We start from the raw sequence: 20,875 nt of genomic DNA on the forward strand, positions 1-20,875 counted from the left end.
GGTTTTAAACGTTCAAGGCCAGATTTTTATATCGACGCTTTAACTCAACATAAAATAAAACTTGGAAATATCATCCTTTGTCGAAATAACATATCAGCCCAAGGAGAATGATTTCGACTGACGCCTACAGAAACCGGGAGAATTAGAAGTATTTACCAGAATACATCGGTTCAATCGGAAAGCTTTTGATTCCATTGGAAATGGTAATGCTTTATGAAAAATAAGGGTTCCTGGGTTGAAAGAAATTTAAATAAAAGATTGAACTGGTTGATTTTCCATTGGCAAAAAATAATGGTAAATGGCCAAACCATTTCAGCATGTGAAGAATTGAAGCAGGTATTGACAAGTCGATCATTTATCATAAAAAGACAAAAAGTACAGCTCCATCATTAATGTAATTAAGAAAAACACATATTATGAAACAGAATAAATACTTTCTATACCTACTTGTATGCCTCTTGGCAATTGTACATACACCAAAACTATTAGGTCAAAATGTGCAGGTCAACGTTGAGGTATCCAATACATTGACAAATATTGCCCAAAACCCTGTTGGACTTTGTTTAAGCTATCCTCATGATGATACCGACTATTTTCCAAATCGGGTTAGGTCCACAACGGAAGCATTCAATTCCATACAAGGAGGTACCCTACGATTTCCAATGGGTGCACTTGCCGATAATTATCTTTGGCATGAACCCGGTGATTATCAAAATGCAGTAAATGGTTTAAATCCTCGAATAGCTTCAGAGGGGAGAAATCCAGCACCCTGGGATTGGTTGGTAAATACTGATGGTACCATTAAGGACAGCGCCCTTGACTTTGATGAGTTCGTCGACCTGTACCAACAAACAGGAACAGAACCAATTATTATGGTCAATGCATTCGGGCACGTTGATGCGGAATCCCTTTACTCTTACGAACAAATTAAAACCAATGCTGTTGAATGGGTACGGTATGCCAACATAACCAAAAACCTCAATATTAAATATTGGGAAATTGGCAACGAGCTAAGTGTGGAAGTCAATAAGGGACATATCACTGTGCAAGAATACATTGATCTTTTCAATGATTTTGCGGATGCTATGAAGGCGGTTGACCCAACCATAAAAGTGGGCTTGGGATTAGGATTTGGACATTTCGACCAAGTACTTGCAGGAACTTACACCAAAGCAGATTTTGTGGTGCCCCATCAATATCAGGGATTTGAAAATTATAACGAATACAAAAATTTGATTTCGCCCCCTCCCCTGACCTATATTACCAATGCGAACAATGCCATCAGTAACCTGCCGGCACCCTACAGGGATACGATAGAAATCTTAGCAACAGAATTTAGCTCCTTTAGTCCACAAGGCAGCTGGAAGTCTCCAAATGGCAGTAATGACCCAGCCAATACCATTGGAAAATCCTTGGTGACATTTGAAATGATCACAAGTGCATTGGCACAATATGACCGGATTGCTTACATGCATTTTTGGACCACTCACTCCGCTTTTAACGCAATGGGATTCAGTGATAAATATGCAAATGCCTTTGACCAGTATTTGAACACACTTCCCCAAGGTAATGCGCTTACCATATTCAATATGTTCAGAAAAGACCGGATGGTTCAGACCTCATCAACCTCTTCCTTGATACGTTCGTATGCTTCATATTCGCCAAATTCAGAAGAATTAAGTATCTATTTAATAAATAAAGATACCAATCCAGTACCAGTAGACATCAACAATATCGATAATGCATCCCAATTGGGTTCTGGCAACATATGGACGTACGCAGGGAATACTGGGTCGCCAGAGGATACAGCTACCTCGATTTCTCAAACCGGTACCGCTAGTCCTCAAGGAAATGGCTATAGCATAACATTGCCCCCTGTTTCGGTAACCGTAATCAATACAACGCAAATACTGCTACAGTTATACCTCCAACAGGTCCGACCAGCATCGACAATGAATCGCTTGGTGGTGCTCTTCAATGGACCACATTACCCGACCCTTCGGGTTCCAGTTATAAGGAAGTGAGATTACTATCGAATTCAGCTCCCCAAAACGGTATTTCCTGGGAATTCGTTCCCAGCTCAGAGCCTGGATGGTATAATATTTTTACCGAAAGCGGGGAAGTTCTGCAACTTACAAACATCCCGGATACATTGGGTAGTGTTACGGGCAAGGCACTTAGAACCACCGACATCACCTCTGATGGTAGTTGGAAAAGATTTCGTTTGGTGCAGGCCCCCAATGGTAAAGTATTTATAGAAAACCAACAATTCAACAGCTATATACGAGCTACGAATATTGAACAAGATACCAATTTACCGGCCTATTTCGTTCATGGTGCAGATAATACCAATACAGGGGTTTGGACTCAATGGACCATTACTTCCCAACAAGTGGAAGAGTGTTCAATAGTACCTCATTTCCAAATAAATGGAGGTGTGTGGCAGGATAGCATTACCACAATAAACGCGACCCTTGGTGATACTGTATTATTGGGTCCTGAGTCAAATGAATTTGGTGATGTGGGAGGCAACTGGAACTGGGTTGGACCAAATGGTTTCTCCGCTTCAACCAGAGAAATCACACTGAACAACATTCAATTACATCAGGCCGGCACCTATACCGTTTCCAATTCCGATCAAAATGGTTGCACATCAACGCTGGATTTTATGATAGCCGTAACAGGTTTCACCGATGAATATTACATAGACAACGTAGGGCTTAACCTAAGGCTGAAAAGCAATGGGACCGATACTGGTGCCATTGCGACCAATACAGGGGATATGGAGGAGAGAACCCATTGGAATCTGGTCGATGCCGGTAATGGCAAGTATTTTATTGAATCTTCTCCCAGCGGTAAGCGGTTGAGATGTAATAATGCCAATGGCAACGACACTGGCTCTGTTGATTTGGTCGCCAATACGTATTCAGGGTCATGGGTACAATGGGAACTTATCCCAATAGGCTCATATTATTTTATAGAAAACGAATTCCATGGTGCTAGGTTAAGAGCTAACTCAAACCAGGAAATTGTCGTAGGAACCATTGCCAGTTCAGGTCTCTGGGTACAATGGGAGTTGAATGGCACAGGAACAGGAACGTCTGCAAAATCCACACAATCCTCGCTTTCCCCAAAGTCCGAACCAACGGCTGAAAGCGAGGTTTTCAATACAGAGTCACTATCAAATCCTAATTTATCAATGGCCATTTTCCCTAATCCGGTCAACGCCTCTTTTACTATAAAATTCAACAAAAAGGATGAAGGAAATTTATTTATTTATAACCCATCCGGCCAACTGGTATACGCTCAGAAATATAACGGGGACACCATTGATATTGACAATGGTGCCAAATTCAAATCGGGACTATATTTTGTCAAATGTGTTTCAGCTACCGGAGAAGTGAATGATAGAAGGATCCTAGTGAAGTAACATCAAAAGTCGGTTTCAGTTAGAGCTGAAATTAAATTTTCTGAAACATGAAAACAATGACATCCTTATGGAATTGACAACTTAATATGATTTCTATGAATCGATATCAAAAAATAATAATTATACTCTGTCTTGGAGGCTTCCTTTTGGCATTGACTGCCATTCAGGTCTTCCGTGGTGAAAATGCACTTCTGAAAAAAGAAGTGACCATTAAAAAACCCAACATTGTCCTTATTAATATTGACGACCTAGGCTGGAAAGATCTAGGGTTTATGGGCAGCCATTATTATGATACACCTCATTTGGATAGGCTGGCCAAAGAAGGCATGGTCTTTACCAATGCATATGCCAATGCTGCCAACTGTGCACCAAGCAGGGCATGTCTACTTTCTGGGTTGAACACACCAAGACACGGGGTATTTACCGTAGGCTCATCAGAAAGAGGGGACAGTCGAACCCGTAAACTTGTTCCCATAAAGAATAGATTGTATCTGCATGATTCCATTTATACCCTCCCCGAAATGATGAAATCGGCTGGATATATTACGGCCAATATTGGCAAATGGCATGTAGGAAAAGATCCTACAACTCAAGGAATCGATTACAATGTAGGGGGAAGCAGTCGAGGCAATCCTGGAACAAAAGGGTATTTTTCACCCTATAACATTGATTTCATTAAAGATGGTCCCAAAGGAGAATATTTGACCGATAGATTGGTACAGGAAGCTATCTCCTTCATTACTAAAAATAAGGATAGCAGTTTTTTCGCCTACCTTCCTCTTTACACTGTACACACCCCCCTTCAAGGAAAAAAAGCATGGTTGGAAAAATATAAAGATAAAGCAGGAACGAACGGACAAGACAACCCTGTTTATGCTGCGATGGTAAGTTCCATGGACGAGAATGTGGGAAAAATATTGAGGGCGTTGGACACATTGAAACTATCAGAAAGCACATTGGTCGTTTTCACTTCGGACAATGGAGGAATTCGTGCCATTTCCAACCAACATCCTTTACGGGGGGGTAAGGGTTCTTACTATGAAGGTGGTATTCGTGTACCGTTGATCATTCGTTGGCCTGGTCATGTACTCCCTGGGACACAAAACAATAATCGCGTGAGCAATCTCGATCTGATGCCAACCTTCCAGGAAATCTCATATCCTAGAAAAAAGACTCGTTTTCTGGATGGGATAAGTTTTGCAAATCAGTTCATGGATGTATCCAAGACTGAGCGAGATCTTTTTTTTCATTTCCCCATATACTTACAGGCCTATAACCCAAAGCAAGACGATGGTCGAGACCCCTTGTTCAGAACAAGGCCAGGTGCTGTTGTGATTTCCGGGGACTGGAAGCTCCACCACTATTTTGAGGACGATGGCCTAGAATTATATCATCTAAATGAAGACCCCGGCGAAAGAGAAAATATGGTAGAGCTGTATCCCGATAAGACTCGAGAACTGTTAAAAAAACTCAGCGTTTGGCAAAAAAATGTAAACGCTCCCATTCCTAATGAAAAAAATGCAAATTATGATTCGAACTATGAACATCAAAAGTTGGCGCAAGCGATTAAGTAAATTATCAATAGTAATGGTACTTATCTTTTTGGGATGTGTACCTCAAAAAAAAGTGAGCAAGCCCAACGTCCTTTGGCTGGTAGTTGAGGATATGAGCCCATACCTATCCTTTTATGGCAATACGTTTACCCATACGCCAACACTGGATTCCCTGGCCCGGAAAAGTATCATTTTTGACAATGCCCATTCAAATGGAGCACAATGCTCACCGGCACGCAGCACATTGATTTCCGGTATCTATGCACCCATGTTGGGCACAGATTGGCATCGCCTAGCAAGACCGGTGCCCCAAGAGTTTTACTATCCCCTATACTTAAAAAAAGCGGGGTTCTACACTACAAATAATAGCAAAACCGATTACAACGACAGCAATCGCCCAAAAAATGTATGGGACCTATCCAAAAAAGGAGCGACCTATGTAGGGCGCACTGATACAAGTAAACCGTTTTTCTCGGTCATGAACTACGGTGGCACGCATACATCACGGATCGCAACGCGCGATACCCTGGGACGGAGTCCGAGAAGGATTCATCCCGACTCCGTAATAGTTCCTGACTATTTACCTGATATTCCAGAAGTTCGGAACGATTTAGCCTGGCATTATGATTCCGTTTCAGAAATGGATCAATGGGTGAAAGAAAAATTGGAGGAACTTAAGGACTCCGGTGAGCTTGAAAATACGATCATATTCTTCTACTCCGACCATGGGGGATGTCTACCGCGAGCAAAGGCTTTTACATATGAAGTCGGCACAAAAGTGCCATTATTGGTTCATTTTCCGGAAAAATTCAAACATTTGGCAAATGGTAAAACCACGGGGCGAGACGATCGTTTGGTCGGTTTTGTGGACTTTGCGCCAACAATTTTCAATCTTTTGGACATTGAAATACCCGACTTTATGATGGGTAGGCCATTTTTAGGAAAAAACCAGCCCAAGCCGAAAAATACACTTTTTACCTATCGCACCAACCAAGAACAGAATTATATTCCCTCGCGTGCATTGTCCGATGGCAAGTACCGTTTAATCTGGAACTTTAATACCGCCTACCCTAACGGTGCAAGACAATCATACCAATGGCAAATGCCCTCTTACCAAGGTTGGGACAAAGCCTTCCTGGAGAAAAGAACCGATTCTTTGGAAAGTGTCTTTTGGAAACCTATGCAACCCTTCGAATTTTATGATACCGAAAACGACTTTTACGAATCCAAGAATCTCATCAACGCACCTGAACATAAAGTCAAAATCGATGAAATGAAAGAAGAACTTTTAGCGCTAATGAAACAGGAAAAGGATTTGGGACTCTATCCGTGGTCAATACGCAAAAAAGAGGACAGTATACCTTTCTATCATTATGTGCGAAGAACAGATCAAGATGTCGAAGCGGTTATTGATGCCGCTGTTTTGGCCAGTACGGCCACGATTAACGAGTTACAGGCCTTGATTGAAAACATACAAAGTGATGAAGACGCCATTAGATACTGGGGCGTTCTTGGGGTTTTGGCTTTGTATGAGCATGGGCAACTCGAGGAAATTCCAAATGAAATCACTACTGTGTTTGAAGAAGATTCCGAAACAGAAATAAGGCTCATAGCCGCGGAACTACTGGTAAAGGGAAAAGGTGACAAAAATGCCCTGAACTTTATTTTGGAACAGGTAAAAGCCAATTATTTTATTGCTTTTTCGGTGCTCCAAAATTTAGGTTCCCATGCCAAACCCATAGAAAAAGAATTGTTGGAATTAGAGGACAATCCCAAACTAAAACAATTTTATATACGCTCTGCGTTGATAAACACAGGCTACTATCAGTATGACGACCTTTATCGCGACAAAAAGGATATAAATTTGGGCTACCAAGAACCAAAATCTTGAAAGGAACCAGTTGATTTCCTTTAAACTGAAATCAATGTGATGTTGATGGGCAATCAGGCCAATTTCCTAAGTACACTTTGATAACTCTATATGATTAATTATGTATTTGGGAAATTGGCTTGAATCCTTATTGTGCGTTCTGATATTGTTTTTGGCACAAGATTCAATCATAGCCAAGGTACGGCATGGCTTTCAAAGGCAAAAAAAATCCTGACTGACACTTGATACTTAAGTTTTTCAAATTACAGCAATCCCAAAATACAGCCTATGGAAATGAAGCACTACTTGTTCAATGTAATTAATTGCGAGTAGTCACTACATTTTTGCGCTGGCAATCATAGTAATACAAACAATCTTGCCAATTATCGTTTCATGGAACAATATTCAGAATAAAACACATCCAAAAATATGATTCTGGGCTTGTTTTTTGTTTACCGTAGTTATCCTTGTTTTTCCAACCAGCCCAAAGATTGTATGAACAAATCAGCTTGCTCAAGTGTTTTTTGATAATATTCCAAGCTTCTGTTATAATTAAAAAAACCATGTTTCTGACCATCATATAGATGTAACTCACAGCGACTCCCCAACCTTTCCATTTGCATGGTGAAATACCTCGCCGTTTCAACAGGAACAAGATGATCTTTGGTCCCCAGCAAAATAATGGTGGGTGGCGCACCTTTCTTTATATTGTGCAAAGGAGAAAATTGATGGTATTGCTCCTTGATGCGATCATATCCATAACCCGCAGGACCATTATCAAATACAGGATTAAATAAAACCAGAGCATTCGGTTTACAACTAATATCCAAATCATCCGTGAATTCGTTAAATCCCTCTATCAATGCGGTTGCGGAAGCAAGATGACCACCAGCCGATCCCCCACTGGCGATTATTTTGTTCGCATCTATTCCTAGACTATCTGCATTTTTTCGCAAAAAACGAATAGCGGATTTAGCATCCCTTAACGAGGCAAAAGGTGTTGTACCGTCCCTTTTATATACCCGGTAATCGACCAGTGCGGTCGCTAAACCTCTTTTTGTAAAATGCTCGGCATAGGGTCGAAATTGCTCTATGGTTCCCGTATTCCATCCACCACCAAAGTAAAACACCAATAATGGAACTGGCCTTTTAAATTGTTCATCCGGTAAATTCAGTTCAAGAAACAAGGAATCCTTGCCCACCGTTTTGTAAATCATTTGGGATTGGCTGAACCCCTTCAGATAAAAAAATAGAATAAAAATGAGAAGACCTCCAAACCTAATAATGGAACTGTATGATTTGTTCATGGATTTAGTATTTAGTGATTAAAAAAGTTTAGTGCATTATAAAATCCTATTTGAACATAGGATTACGAATGTCTGAATAATCAACGCCTCGAATTTCCTTAAATGACATAATCATTGCATTCAACGTATCAGGATAGACCTTGGCCAAATTGTTCTGCTGCCCAATATCATCTTTTAAGTTATAGAGTTGAAAAACCGGTGCGTTCCCAGTTTCTATGTTCACCTGCTCTATCAAGGTTCTTCCCCCGTAGGGTGGGATCATTAACCAGTCGCCTTTTCTTAAAGCAGTTCTTGAAGTGGCTTCTATAACCAGCTCATCCCTTCCCTGATCACTTTTACCCAACAGTGCCTCCAACATATTTTTGCTGTCAGGCCCTTTCTCCGGACTCCCTACCAGATGGGCCAAAGAATTTAACAAATCGATTTGGCATACCAAGGCATCAGATACTTTAGGTTGGGTTTTGCCCTCCCAGTAGGCTATAAAAGGAACTCGAGTTCCAGCTTCGTACAAACTGTATTTCCCTCCTCGAAGTGGGCCTCCCGGTTTATGATTCCCTAACTTTTCAACCGCCCCGTCATAATATCCGTCATTTAAAACCGGGCCATTATCACTTGTAAAGATAATTAAGGTATTATCCATTAGGCCCTCCTTCTTTAAGGTTTTCAAAAGCTCACCCACACACCAATCCGCTTCCAAAATAACATCTCCTCTTGGTCCCATGCCCGACTTTCCAGCAAATCTCGGGCTCGGTGTCCTCGGGACATGCGGTTGCTGCAGAGCATAGTAAAGGAAAAAGGGATTGTCCTTTTTACGTCTTATGAAATCTTGTACTTCCACCAAAAAGGTATCTGCCATAGTTTCATCGTTCCATCTGGCGGTATACCCCCCCTTCATAAAACCAATACGCGGTATCCCGTTGACAATGGTATTGTTATGTCCATGGTGCCAGTTTAATTTTAATAATTCGGGGTTGTTCAACCCCGTGGGCTGGTCGTTAAAATTATTTTTATAACTCACACTGATCGGGTCATCCGGATGCAAATTGACCACTTTTCCATTTTGTACATAAACAGTCGGAACCCGGTCTTGTGTCGCAGCCATGATAAAACTATAATCAAAACCCAGTTCATTTGGACCTGGTGAAATTTCGCTGTTCCAATCGACTTTCCCATTCCCTAGGCCCAAATGCCACTTTCCTATGATTCCCGTATCATAGCCTTTTGATTTGAGCATTTTTGGAATAGTACTTTGAGCAGTATCAATAAGCAATGGTGCATCGCCCGCTAGAATTTGGGCCTTTTCATTTCGCCAAGGATAAGTCCCTGTCAACAATGCGAAACGACTTGGTGTACATGTGGCCGAAGTGGCATACCCATTAGTGAACTTTATTCCGCCTTCTGCCAGCCCATCAATATTCGGTGTTGACAAACCTATGCCGTCATAGGAGCTTAAGTCGCCATAACCTAAATCATCTGCTAGGATAATAATGATATTGGGTTTTTTATTGTGATACGCTGTTGGGATGTGCTTCTCACTACCAGTACTATCACTTTTTTTTGAGCAAGAAATTAGAATACCCAAAGGCAAGCAAAAAATAAATATAAAATAGACATAGGTTTTTGCCAATTTTTTCATGTTGTGACTATTTAGGTTTTGGGTTCCCACTACTTGCTTTCGATTCGTAATTTACTTTCTAGACCCTGTCTGGATTTCACAGTGATGTCAATCCATCCTTCCCCTTCTGCTTCTATAAAAGCCACGAGTCTTCCCCGAAATGCCCTTTTTGAGGAAGATGTGTATGGAGTCAAATCAAGTGGGTCTCCGTTGTCCAACCCTTTTAATTTCCCCGGACCTGATACCGTAATGGTCAAATAATCATCCGCTAAAGGAAATCTGGAATTCTTGTGGTCCACTACGTCAATGAACACCAACGTATTTTCCTTGCTTTTGGATGATATCTCCTGGGTAGGACTACTCACTTTCAGCTTTTTCTCCCCAGAAGCTGTCTCATAGACATCCCTGGCCACAAGCTCACCGTTCTTATAGGCTTTTGCCACCACTTTGCCTGGAGTATATGGGACCATCCATTTCAATTGTTCCCCCTTGTAATACTGCTTTCCCAAGGAGACTTCATTGAGAAACAATTCCACCATGTCTGTATTGGTATAGACCACCACCGGAATCTCAACCCCTTCTTTTCCCGGATGTGTCCAATGGGGTAACATATGAACCATGGGGTCATCGGACCATAAACTCTGATACAAGTAATATGCATCCTTGGGCATATTGGCTATGTCGATTACGCCGAAGTTGGCAAATCGTGATGGCCACTGATTGGTCTCTCCTAAATAATCAAAGCCAGTCCATCGAAACTGTCCCATTAAATAGTTCAATTCCTCTACCCTTTGCCATGCTTTTCTAGCACTGGTTCTTACTGTGGCGTTATCGTATGACGATTGGTAATATACGTCTTCTTTCCAAGGATTTGGATTCTGTATGGGATATTCCTGGTCATAAATGGTGAAGAAGTTCGTTTTTTCTTCAGGAAATACCTCTGTTTTGGCCAAATCCGGTAATGGATAGAGCTTCCCCTCCAACCCTTTCATTGTACCGGCAGACCCATTATCTATTTCCCACTTGGCCGGAAAATCCCTACGTCTCCATTGTGTTTGTGTCTTATAAACTCCACGCGTTTGATAGGTATGTGGTACCTCGGTGGCAATCATGGGGACCTTGGGGAATTCCCCATGAAATGATTCATAGCGTCCCATTTCCTCTCCATCCCCATTAAATCCCTTCACATCTAATTGCGTTGAACCAAGCACTTCCTTCATTCCACGCGTAGGATCTAATCCCCCTTGGGTTATGGGGCGTGAACCGTCCATACCTTTTATGAAATCTATCAGCTTTCTCTGTGTTTGTACAGTGGGTTTTGCAACCTCATTCCCAATACTGTACATAAAAATACTTGGATGGTTTCGGTTGTTTTTAACCCAATAAGAAACATCCTTTTTCCAGTCTTTCTCAAAATAGTGCCCATAGTCATCAGCTGCTTTGGTCTTTTCCCAACCATCGAAGATCTCATCGAGTACCAAAATACCAAGTGTATCACACATGGTGTAAAATTCCGGTGAGAATGGATTATGTGATGTTCTTATGGCATTGCATCCCATTTTCTTTAACAGCTTTAAGCGATATAATAGAATACTTTCAGGCACCGCCGCTCCATAAACTCCAGCATCATGGTGCATACAGACCCCTTTGACCTTGATGTTCTTATCATTGAGCTTGAAACCCCATTCCGGGCTGAACTCTATTTTACGAATACCAAAAAACGTGGAATCAGAATCTACCAAAACTTGTTTATTGTCATAAATTTCATTCACCACTATATGTCTTTTGGCATCATTCAAAGACCATCGCTGCGGATTCTCCAGTTCTATATCCCGAATCAATTCAATACTATCATTGCCCGCAAGAGTGATCGGGTTCTCCAAAAGGGCAAGCTGTTTTAAATCAGAATCAAAAATTTTGGTCACATGGGTTCCTGTAATGGATGTATTGGTATTGTTCAATAATACTGAGTTAGCTTTGACGGAAACCCGTCTTTCATCCAAAAAACTGGTCTGGACAAAATCTTCATTGGTCTTAAAATGTATCTTCGGGGTGATTTTTAACCAGACATTCCTATAAATTCCTGCTCCAGTGTACCATCTGGCCGATTTTGGCCTTGAGTTATCAACTCTCACGGCTATCGTGTTTTTTCCCTGTTTTAAATAGGCTCCAATGTCATAGAAAAAAGTGGTATAACCATAATGTTGGGTGCCAATCATCACGTTATTTACCCAAACGGTGCTGTTCCTATAAACACCATCAAATTGTAACTCGACAGAAAGGTTTAAGAGGTTATCCTCTAAATACAAATCCTTTCTGTACCAACCAATTCCAGCAGGGAGATATCCGCTTTGCCAATCGGTTCCATAAATGGTGTCATAGGTTCCCTCGATGGACCAATCATGTGGCAGGTCCAATTTCCGCCATGATTCAGCGTTATAGGCAGTATCACTGAAAATACTACTATCTCCCAGCTTGAAAGACCAGTCATCATTTATTTTATAAGTATATCTGACCTTATTGTTTTTCTTTACCTCTTTTTTAATTTGATGGCCACAACCGACCATACCCATTATCATCAAACCAAAAAGCAAAAATGATTTAATACTATACTTCATAGGTACGTTTATATTGTATTGACTTTATTTTCCTAAATAGAGATGTCAATGTTCATTATTATCCAGCGACTAACATACACTTCAACTATAAGTGCCAAAGGTTCAAATAAGTTGAGAGCTCCGCATTTGACTTTACCTTTGTCATAAGCAAGACCAAATGATCATCGGTTTAAGTTAAGACCATAAAACGCTATGAAATATCAAGGGCCGGTCTTTTACAAGAATTATGCTTTGGCTCTTAGCGTTTAAACCTATGGGCTTGACTGCAAATAAAAACAGTAATTGTATTACCGTTTTTATGAGGACCAACGATTCAAATTGCAACTGACCGAATCAAATCGGATTCTTATCAAATTTGAAAATATCCGATGGAGTCCTCGCGTCTTCCATGATTCCTTCCATTACTTTAACAACCTCGGGGTGTTGCTCTGCAATATTGGTTGATTCCCCTAAATCTTTTGAAAGATCGTACAATTCAATGGGCGCGTTGGGATTTTTCAACACCCCATATCTGACGGCTTTCCATTTGCCTTTCCGCACCGCCTGTCTTCCTCCCCTTTCATGAAACTCCCAATATAAATATTCATGTTTCTTCTGAATATCCTTTTGCCCCAGTATTTCAGGCATAAAAGAAATACCATCCGTGTTACTTGGAACTTCAACTTTGGTAATTTCCGAAAATGTAGGTAAAACGTCCCAAAATGCTGAGACATGATCACTTACCGAGCCAGCCTCAATTTTGCCAGGCCAACTAGCAATCATAGGCACCCTGATTCCACCTTCGTACAAATCCCTTTTAGTCCCCTTGAAGGGCCCATTACTACTGAAGTAATCGGGATCTCCCCCACCCTCAGTATGTGGACCGTTATCCGAAGTGAATATAATGATGGTATTATCTGCAATCCCCATTAGTTCAACTTCTTTCATTATTTCGCCGACCTGTTGGTCCAATAAATCTATCATGGCAGCAAAAGTAGCGTGGGCCTCCTTTTGACTGCCGTAGGCACCTTTCCTAAAATCGTTTCCACTATCGACTCCCTTATACGAACGTTCAGGTAAAAATTTGCCCCTATACTTATCAATTAGTGCATTGGGAGCAGCCAATTCCGCATGGGGGATAATTGATGGCACATAAAGAAAGAATGGGGAACTCCTGTTATCCCTAATGAATTTCAACGTTTTCTCATGAATCAAATCCGGTGCGTAGGTGATTTTATCGGTTCCGGAATTTTCGGGAATGACGATGGAGTCTTGATTCGACCACAAATGTCCCGGATAATAATTATGACCCAATCTTTGACAATTGTAACCATAAAAAACATCAAATCCTTGATTATTTGGATCTCCCTCAGACCCAGGGTATCCTAAACCCCATTTACCAAAAGCCCCTGTTACATATCCGGCTTTTTTGAACATCTCGGACAGAGTATAGGTACTATCCGGCAAGGGATATTGTCCTTCAGGCTTAACTTCCTTATTGCCTCTAACTATGGTATGACCTGTATGCATTCCTGTCATTAGGGCCGATCGGGAAGGTGCACAAACCGTACTGCCAGCATAGTGTTGCGTAAAGATCATTCCTCTTTTGGCTAACCTATCAATGTTTGGTGTTTTGAATTTTTCCTGTCCATAACAACTTAAATCCCCATATCCCAAATCGTCAGCTAAAATGTAAATTACATTAGGTGGCCTAGTAGTGCTCATTTCTAAAGCAGTCTGGTCATTTTTATCTTCTTTGACCAATTTACAGGAGCAAACTACAAACGAAACAAACAGTAGAGCTAAAAATATTTTCTTATGCATTCTATGAATTATTTTCTTGATTAATTTTTTAAGTGTTTCCATTAATTAAGTGGAACTAAGCTGACGCTCTTTTTCGTTTTCATCTTTTCAGTAGTGCATTACACTGCATCTTTGTAAAGCTTTTTTTTAATTTGACATATGCATTGTCCCCACTTTTCAACCTGTTTTAATGTGGGTTTCCTAGTGAGGCAAATCCTTACTTAAAAGGTATTTTCAATTTCGGCACTTGGAACTTAACCCAATCGTTTAACACGGACTTACACAATTCATGAAACTGACCTAAACTTGTTTAACCGGTTATGAAATGTTCGGTTTTGTTTTCATTTAGAATAAAGAACCATTGCAACTGATATGTAAAACTATTTTCTTAAATTTTACATACAATGGCATCTTTTAATTGAACTTTACTTAAATACTTGCAAGAATGAATTATCTCCATTTTTAGCTTCAGGCTTTATTTCTTTATTAAACTATCTATTTTGGTCACCAACTCCTTTCCTCTTAAATCCTTTGCGATAATTATTCCTTCAGGGTTAATCAGAAATGTTGCTGGGATTGCTCTTACCCCGTACTTCTCTTTAATTTTGTTAGAACTATCGATAATTTGAGGCCATGTTATTCCATGTTTGTTCGCAAATTTTTCTAAAACCGTTATTTGTTTATGTATACTTTTATGTCCTTTTCTATTTGTTCAGAAAATCCAAAATATTCCTTCTGAACAATCCCGTTATTATCTATCAGAAAATATCTTGGCCAACTATTGACGCCAAATTCTTTCTTCAAGTCATTATTTCCTACCAAATTTTGAAAGGTGGTTCCTTTTTTTTCTATCAACTTAATGGCGTTTTCAAAATCTTCCGAAACTATCCCAATTACGCTTAATTTAGTTGAGAATTTGTTTTTTAGGTTCTCCACATTAGGAAATGATGCAATACAAGGTCCGCACCAAACTTCCCAGAAGTCAATTAAAGTCAGCTTGTTGTTATTGACCTTTACAATATTATTGTTGTCAAATAAATCGGGCAGTTCCAATAAAGGAATTTTTTTTGTAAGCAACATGTTTGGCTTTCTTTGTTCAGGCTGTATTATATCATAATCCTGAAATCCTTTCTTTAAATCTTTAATTGTGGTATTGACATTATTGTTGAATTTTACTTCGCTAAATTTTGAAATAGATACGGTCTTGTTCCCAAGTGCGTATGCGGTTTGTTTAATTTTAATTGGAAAGAAATCCGTTTTATTAAGTTCATAAACCATTATTCTGTCAGATACATTGTAAACTGTATCATTTTCAAATTCGAATGAAAGCAAATATGAATTTTCTGTCTCAGAAAGAGTAACGTTTTTATAAACTGAGTCAAGTTTGAAAATATTCTGATGAACCATTTGTCCACCTGGAGAACCAATAAACCCAAAATGTGCAGGTTCCATTTCGTAAGTTTTATCAGTTATAGAGATTTCAAATCCATTTCCAGCATCATAGATATATTCTTTGTCATAATCATTTCTTTTGCCATAAAATGAAAAACCAAATATTTTATCATTGTTGTCTTTTTCGATTAGGGCAACACCAGTATTATTCCAAACAGTTCCACCCTTGGCAAAAGTGTCAATTTTCTGCATTCGATATTCCAAGGTATATATTGTGTCAGCAGTTTCTTGAAATTTGGCAATGACATATTTCGTATCGATGTTAGCTTCTTCCTTACAACTATAAAAAGCTATCATTACTGAAAGTATTATAAATGTTTTTTTCATTTGCTTTCGGTTTTTGATAAATTTTGTGAAACTTGTTTATATGAATGTAAAATACAGCTATATGCCACAAATTTGGAACTAAGACAAAGTATCAATCGTTTATTTGAACTTTCTTCACTATTGGATTACTTCAGCATTAGTCATTATTTAATTATGCTCAATTCCTGAAACCTTAATTTGACCTATTACCTTAATGGTATTGTTTTCACTCAAAAAAATCTCTTCAGATTTGTCATTGAAAATAATTACAGTTTCACATTAAACCTTTATGTAATAACCCTATCAGAATATAGTTATGCCCGCGATCAGCACCTCTTGTTTACACTCTATATTCTGTTAATAAGAGTTCAGTTATTATCAACAATATATAGAGTTGATAAACTGACCAAGGCTTCTTTACATATTGAGAACCTCTAAAAGAAAAAAACCTTAACACATTCTCTTTTAGGTCAAATATAAGTTGGCTATTACGGCCAAAATTCCCAAATACATCTTCAAAATGTTACAAGTACAAGAGAATTCGCTCTAAACCACTTATTGCAACATTTTTTACCCTATATTGAAACAAACCCATAGGTGTGCAACATTTGTTTCAAAAAAGAAAATCCCCATATTTAAAGACTGTCCGTAATTACTAACATTTATTGCATTGAACATGTCAAGATTTCCTTTTACAGTAGGCTATATGAAGTACTTCTCAATAATAACATTCAATCTTTTAGGGCTGATAAGTTGTCTTGCTCAAGCTGAACTGTCTGGAATCCAAGATTTGGAAATTAATGGCGAACCGTTCAACCAAAGTGTAAATACCATTTATGAAGATGAAAGTGGCTTTTTGTGGATTGGCTGCAAATCGGGGCTTTACCGCTATGACGGTTATGAAATCAAACATTTCCAATTCAACGTTTTTGATGACTACTCAATACCCAACAACAACATAAACTCCATTATCGAGGATAAGTTCCAAAATCTATGGCTGGGAAGTGAAAGTTATATCATACACTTTAATAGAAAGGAAAATAAGTTTTATGGTTTTTACAAGAGTAACTCTTCCACCATCATAGGTAAGGACTCCTTCGGAAACATTTATGCCGCTATTAGTGGTAAAGGGTTTACAAAAATCACACCGCAGGAAAAGGTAGATCATTCCACTTTTACAACCTTGTTCGACTACAATAATGATTCCAATACCATGGCAAAAATCCAAAACATGGATTTGGTTGAAGATGGGTTTGAACGCATTTGGTTTGCTTCATGGTTTGGCATCGGAGTCCTGAATCAAAAAGGAGAGTTTAGCAATACGGAATTCAAACAACCTGTAAAGTCATTAATCCATTTAAGGAACAACAAACTGCTCGCATTGTGTGATGATTCCATCTATGTTTTGGGGTATAACAAATCATCCATCCAATTAGAAGTTCTTGAGCATTACGCAAGTTCCCTTTTCAGAAAGGCTTCACTCAAAAGCATTGCGATGGATACCCTTAAAAACGAGTTATGGGTGGGTGGGTCCAATGGGCTTTACAAAGGTACCAGAAGCGACAATCGTTTTATTTTTAGGAAATCGTTCCCAAACTCACAAGAAATTACTCCACTGGACAAAAAAGTGACCAGCACGATATTCGATTCTTATGGTAATTTATGGATAGGCACATTTAAGGGGGTAAAAAAATATGTTCGCGGGAAATCCATTTTTGAATCACATAAATTTTATCCTTCCAATACAAACAACGTTATGTCGAACAGCTTGCTCTCTTTCGGCAAAAACACATTGTTGATTGGAAGATTGGGCGGACTGTTCAAATACAATCTTAGAAAACAAAAGTTCTCCCAAATCGATGTTGACCTATCAAAGGTTAGTCTTATCTCCCAGAATTTTGAAAAAAATAAACTGCTGTTGTCCAGTGACAATACGCTTTATGAAACTTCATTGTTCAAATCTTCAATGCCTTCTCTGGATGTAAGTGAACTTGCCAAATTCAACGGGCAAATAACGAGCATAATCCCTATCAACAAGAACGAAATTTGGGTAGGCATTTGGGGACGTGGCATTCAAATCATCAACAGGGAAAACCCTTTGAGTGACTTTAAGGAAAAGGTAGTCTCATTATTCAATGATCAACATGTTTCAACAATGCTTCTTACCCCTAAAATGGAATTATGGGTGGGAACCAGAGGGCAAGGATTGTATAAAATTGATATGAACAATGAAAAAATAGAGGGGTTTCAACCACAAAAATCCAATGGTATTTCCTCGAATGCCATTTTAAGTCTTTATCAGGATGATAATGATAATATTTGGATCGGCACCCGTGGTGGGGGATTGAATAAGTACGATGCAGAGACCAAAACCTTTTCAACTTATGGCGTACGGGATGGACTGAATTCAAACATCATATCAGCCATTGAAGGTGATGATTCAGGCAATTTATGGTTATTTACCCAAGAAGGCATCATAAGGCTTGATGTTGATCACGAAAAATTCACCTCATTTGGGGCGGAGAACGAAAATATTGAGATTGTTTCTGGATTTAACGTTAGTACTGCAAGTGAAAATCGTAAAGAGCTTTTTTTTGGCTGTGCTGATGGCTTTAATATGGTGAAAACCGATAAATATTTACAAAACAATAAAACCCCGACTACGGTTATCACAAGTTTCCAGACCTTGGGAGCCTCCAAAAACAATTCCGACCCATACAATGGGATGAGTTATTCAAGCGATGTCAATATCTTCTCCAATGATGAAATCAAACTACCTTTCGATAGAAACAGTATAGCTATCAAGTTTTCCGCTCTTGACCTAACTTCTCCCAAAAACAATAAGTATGCCTATACTTTGGAAGGCCTTAATGACGGTTGGATATACACAGATGCCTCCAATAGAAATGCCAACTATAATGATTTATCACCAGGTGGATACATATTTAAAGTAAAGAGTTCCAACGGCGATGGTATCTGGAACGAGGATCCAATTGAAGTGAAATTTACCATTTTACCGCCCCTTTGGGCCAGTCAATGGGCTATCTTGATCTACAGCATTATAGCTTGTCTTGTTATTATCACTTGTTTCTTTTTGATACGAAAATGGTATACCATGAAAAAGAACCTCGTGATGGAAACCATTAGTCGTGAAAAGGATAAGGAACACCACCAAATGAAAATGACCTTTTTCACCGATATTTCCCATGAGTTAAGAACCCCATTGACTTTGATTCTTGGAACTATGGAAAAAGTGCTTAAAACCAAAGAGCACACCCTGAGTACGGATAGTTCTCAAAGAATTTACAGTAATACCCTTAGAATGCATCGTTTGATAAATCAAATTATGGATTTGCAAAAACATGATGATGGGAAATTGAAATTGAATATTTCCAAGAACAATATCATAACGGACATAAAAATCATAAAAAATGCCTTTGATGACTTTGCCAAAAACAATAACATCAACTATGAATTACATACGAACCTTGATCATTTATACGCATGGTACGATGTGGATATATTGGAAAAAGTATTGTTCAACTTACTGTCCAATGCTTTTAAATACACCCCCGAACAAGGCAAAATAACCATTAGCGTTGCATTGGTAGATAGGGATAGAAATCCCGTTGAAAAGGAGAATTCCAATAAAGGGGCCTTTATCAAATGTTCAGTACAAGATAATGGTATCGGTATACCGGAAAAAGACCTACCCCATATCTTCGATCGGTTTTATCAGTCCATAAAGACCTATAAAAATCAAATTCCCGGAACAGGAATAGGGATGAGATTGGTGCAGAAACTAGTTGAAAGGCATCACGGGTCAATAGATGTGAAAAGTGTGGAAAAAGAATTCACCAAATTCACTTTTCATTTACCCATCAATAAAGATGCATTTAAGAAATCCGAATTGATAAAAAGGGCCACTCCCCTTAAGAAAAACTTTATCAAAAACTCAGAGTATCAAGTTATAGGAATTCAAAAAACTGATACGGAAAAGGATAATACAAATCACCAAAAAAATAAACCTACCATATTATTGGTTGAGGACAATACCGATTTAAGACAAATGTTAAGGGAGGATCTACAAAATGAATTTAATGTAATTGAGGCTTCCAACGGGGTGGAAGGTTACAAATCTGCCAATGCCGAAACACCTGAACTCATTGTGAGTGATATATTAATGCCACTTGGTGATGGAATATCAATGCTACAAAAAATCAAGCAAAATGAACATTTAAAGGATATTCCCATTTTTATGCTCACCGCAAAAAATGCAGCTGAGGATAAAATAAAATGTCTGGCATTGGGTGCAGATGATTACATAGAAAAACCCTTTAGCTTGGAATTTGTTAAATGGAAAATCAAAAACACCCTATCAAGGACCTTTGACCTAAAAGAAAAATACAGCAGGGTAATTACTGCCAGGCCCACGGATAACGAAATCGTTTCCAATGATGAGAAATTCATCAGCAAATTAGTTGGTATTATTGAGGAATATATGGCTGACAATCAACTGAATGTTGAATTTTTGGCATCCGAAGTAGGGATGAGTCGAGCCAACCTCTACAGAAAGGTGCAAGCGATATTAAATGATACACCCGTTAATTTCATCAAGAAAATACGCTTGGAACGCGCTGCCCAGTTACTCAAAAAAGACTCCATATATATATCGGAAATTGCCTACATGACCGGATTCAACAATCAGAAGTACTTCGGAAAATGCTTCAGTAAGGAATATAATATGAGTCCAACGGAATACATAAAAAAGTATGCGTCAAATGAGGAAGAGAATCTGGATGAAACCCGAAAGGTCTCATAGTCTGCGTTGACTTAGCCGAAACCTCAAACTTTAGTGGCCAAGTACTTATTGTTAAATTATTTTGCTGAAGAAAGGACAATTTGAGCACAGGACCTGATACTTGATCCAATCTCAAACCGT

The 20,875-nt window shown here is 39.1% G+C and carries 10 protein-coding genes; 5 read left to right on the plus strand and 5 right to left on the minus strand.

The genetic code is table 11. The features are described 5' to 3' along the window. Window positions 1-416 precede the first annotated feature (416 nt). The 4 genes from ABNE31_RS14310 to ABNE31_RS14325 all read left to right on the plus strand — a co-directional run bounded on the left by ABNE31_RS14310 (window position 417) and on the right by ABNE31_RS14325 (window position 6,874). Window positions 417-2,024, plus strand: a complete 1,608-nt coding sequence (locus ABNE31_RS14310) for a hypothetical protein (protein ID WP_349351597.1) — start codon at window positions 417-419, stop codon at window positions 2,022-2,024. After that, window positions 2,021-3,430, plus strand: a complete 1,410-nt coding sequence (locus tag ABNE31_RS14315) for a T9SS type A sorting domain-containing protein (RefSeq protein ID WP_349351598.1) — start codon at window positions 2,021-2,023, stop codon at window positions 3,428-3,430. Before ABNE31_RS14310 ends, ABNE31_RS14315 begins: the two co-directional genes overlap by 4 nt. A gap of 95 nt (window positions 3,431-3,525) precedes the next feature. Beyond that, window positions 3,526-5,004, plus strand: coding sequence for a sulfatase (locus ABNE31_RS14320; protein WP_349351599.1), 1,479 nt, complete (start codon window positions 3,526-3,528; stop codon window positions 5,002-5,004). 13 nt (window positions 5,005-5,017) lie between these two features. Beyond that, complete coding sequence (locus ABNE31_RS14325; protein WP_349351600.1) at window positions 5,018-6,874, plus strand: sulfatase-like hydrolase/transferase; 1,857 nt, start codon at window positions 5,018-5,020, stop codon at window positions 6,872-6,874. 440 nt (window positions 6,875-7,314) lie between these two features. Here the strand turns inward: ABNE31_RS14325 and ABNE31_RS14330 are convergent, their stop codons facing one another. The 5 genes from ABNE31_RS14330 to ABNE31_RS14350 all read right to left on the minus strand — a co-directional run bounded on the left by ABNE31_RS14330 (window position 7,315) and on the right by ABNE31_RS14350 (window position 15,954). Further along, window positions 7,315-8,160: an alpha/beta hydrolase gene (locus ABNE31_RS14330; RefSeq protein WP_349351601.1), complete on the minus strand. Its 846-nt coding sequence runs from the start codon at window positions 8,158-8,160 to the stop codon at window positions 7,315-7,317. A gap of 46 nt (window positions 8,161-8,206) precedes the next feature. Then, window positions 8,207-9,796 (minus strand): arylsulfatase, encoded by a 1,590-nt coding sequence (locus tag ABNE31_RS14335; RefSeq protein ID WP_349351602.1) that lies wholly within the window; start codon window positions 9,794-9,796, stop codon window positions 8,207-8,209. A gap of 29 nt (window positions 9,797-9,825) precedes the next feature. Continuing rightward, window positions 9,826-12,393 (minus strand): sugar-binding domain-containing protein, encoded by a 2,568-nt coding sequence (locus tag ABNE31_RS14340; protein ID WP_349351603.1) that lies wholly within the window; start codon window positions 12,391-12,393, stop codon window positions 9,826-9,828. Window positions 12,394-12,726: 333 nt separating this feature from the next. After that, complete coding sequence (locus ABNE31_RS14345) at window positions 12,727-14,238, minus strand: arylsulfatase (RefSeq protein ID WP_349351604.1); 1,512 nt, start codon at window positions 14,236-14,238, stop codon at window positions 12,727-12,729. Window positions 14,239-14,847: 609 nt separating this feature from the next. After that, window positions 14,848-15,954: a TlpA disulfide reductase family protein gene (locus ABNE31_RS14350; RefSeq protein WP_349351605.1), complete on the minus strand. Its 1,107-nt coding sequence runs from the start codon at window positions 15,952-15,954 to the stop codon at window positions 14,848-14,850. Between the two features lie 685 nt (window positions 15,955-16,639). On the opposite strand from ABNE31_RS14350, the gene ABNE31_RS14355 reads away from it, so the two are divergent. Continuing rightward, window positions 16,640-20,755 (plus strand): ATP-binding protein, encoded by a 4,116-nt coding sequence (locus ABNE31_RS14355; protein ID WP_349351606.1) that lies wholly within the window; start codon window positions 16,640-16,642, stop codon window positions 20,753-20,755. Window positions 20,756-20,875: the final 120 nt, after the last annotated feature.

This window comes from Flagellimonas sp. MMG031, assembly GCF_040112705.1.
Classification (GTDB): Bacteria; Bacteroidota; Bacteroidia; order Flavobacteriales; family Flavobacteriaceae; genus Flagellimonas.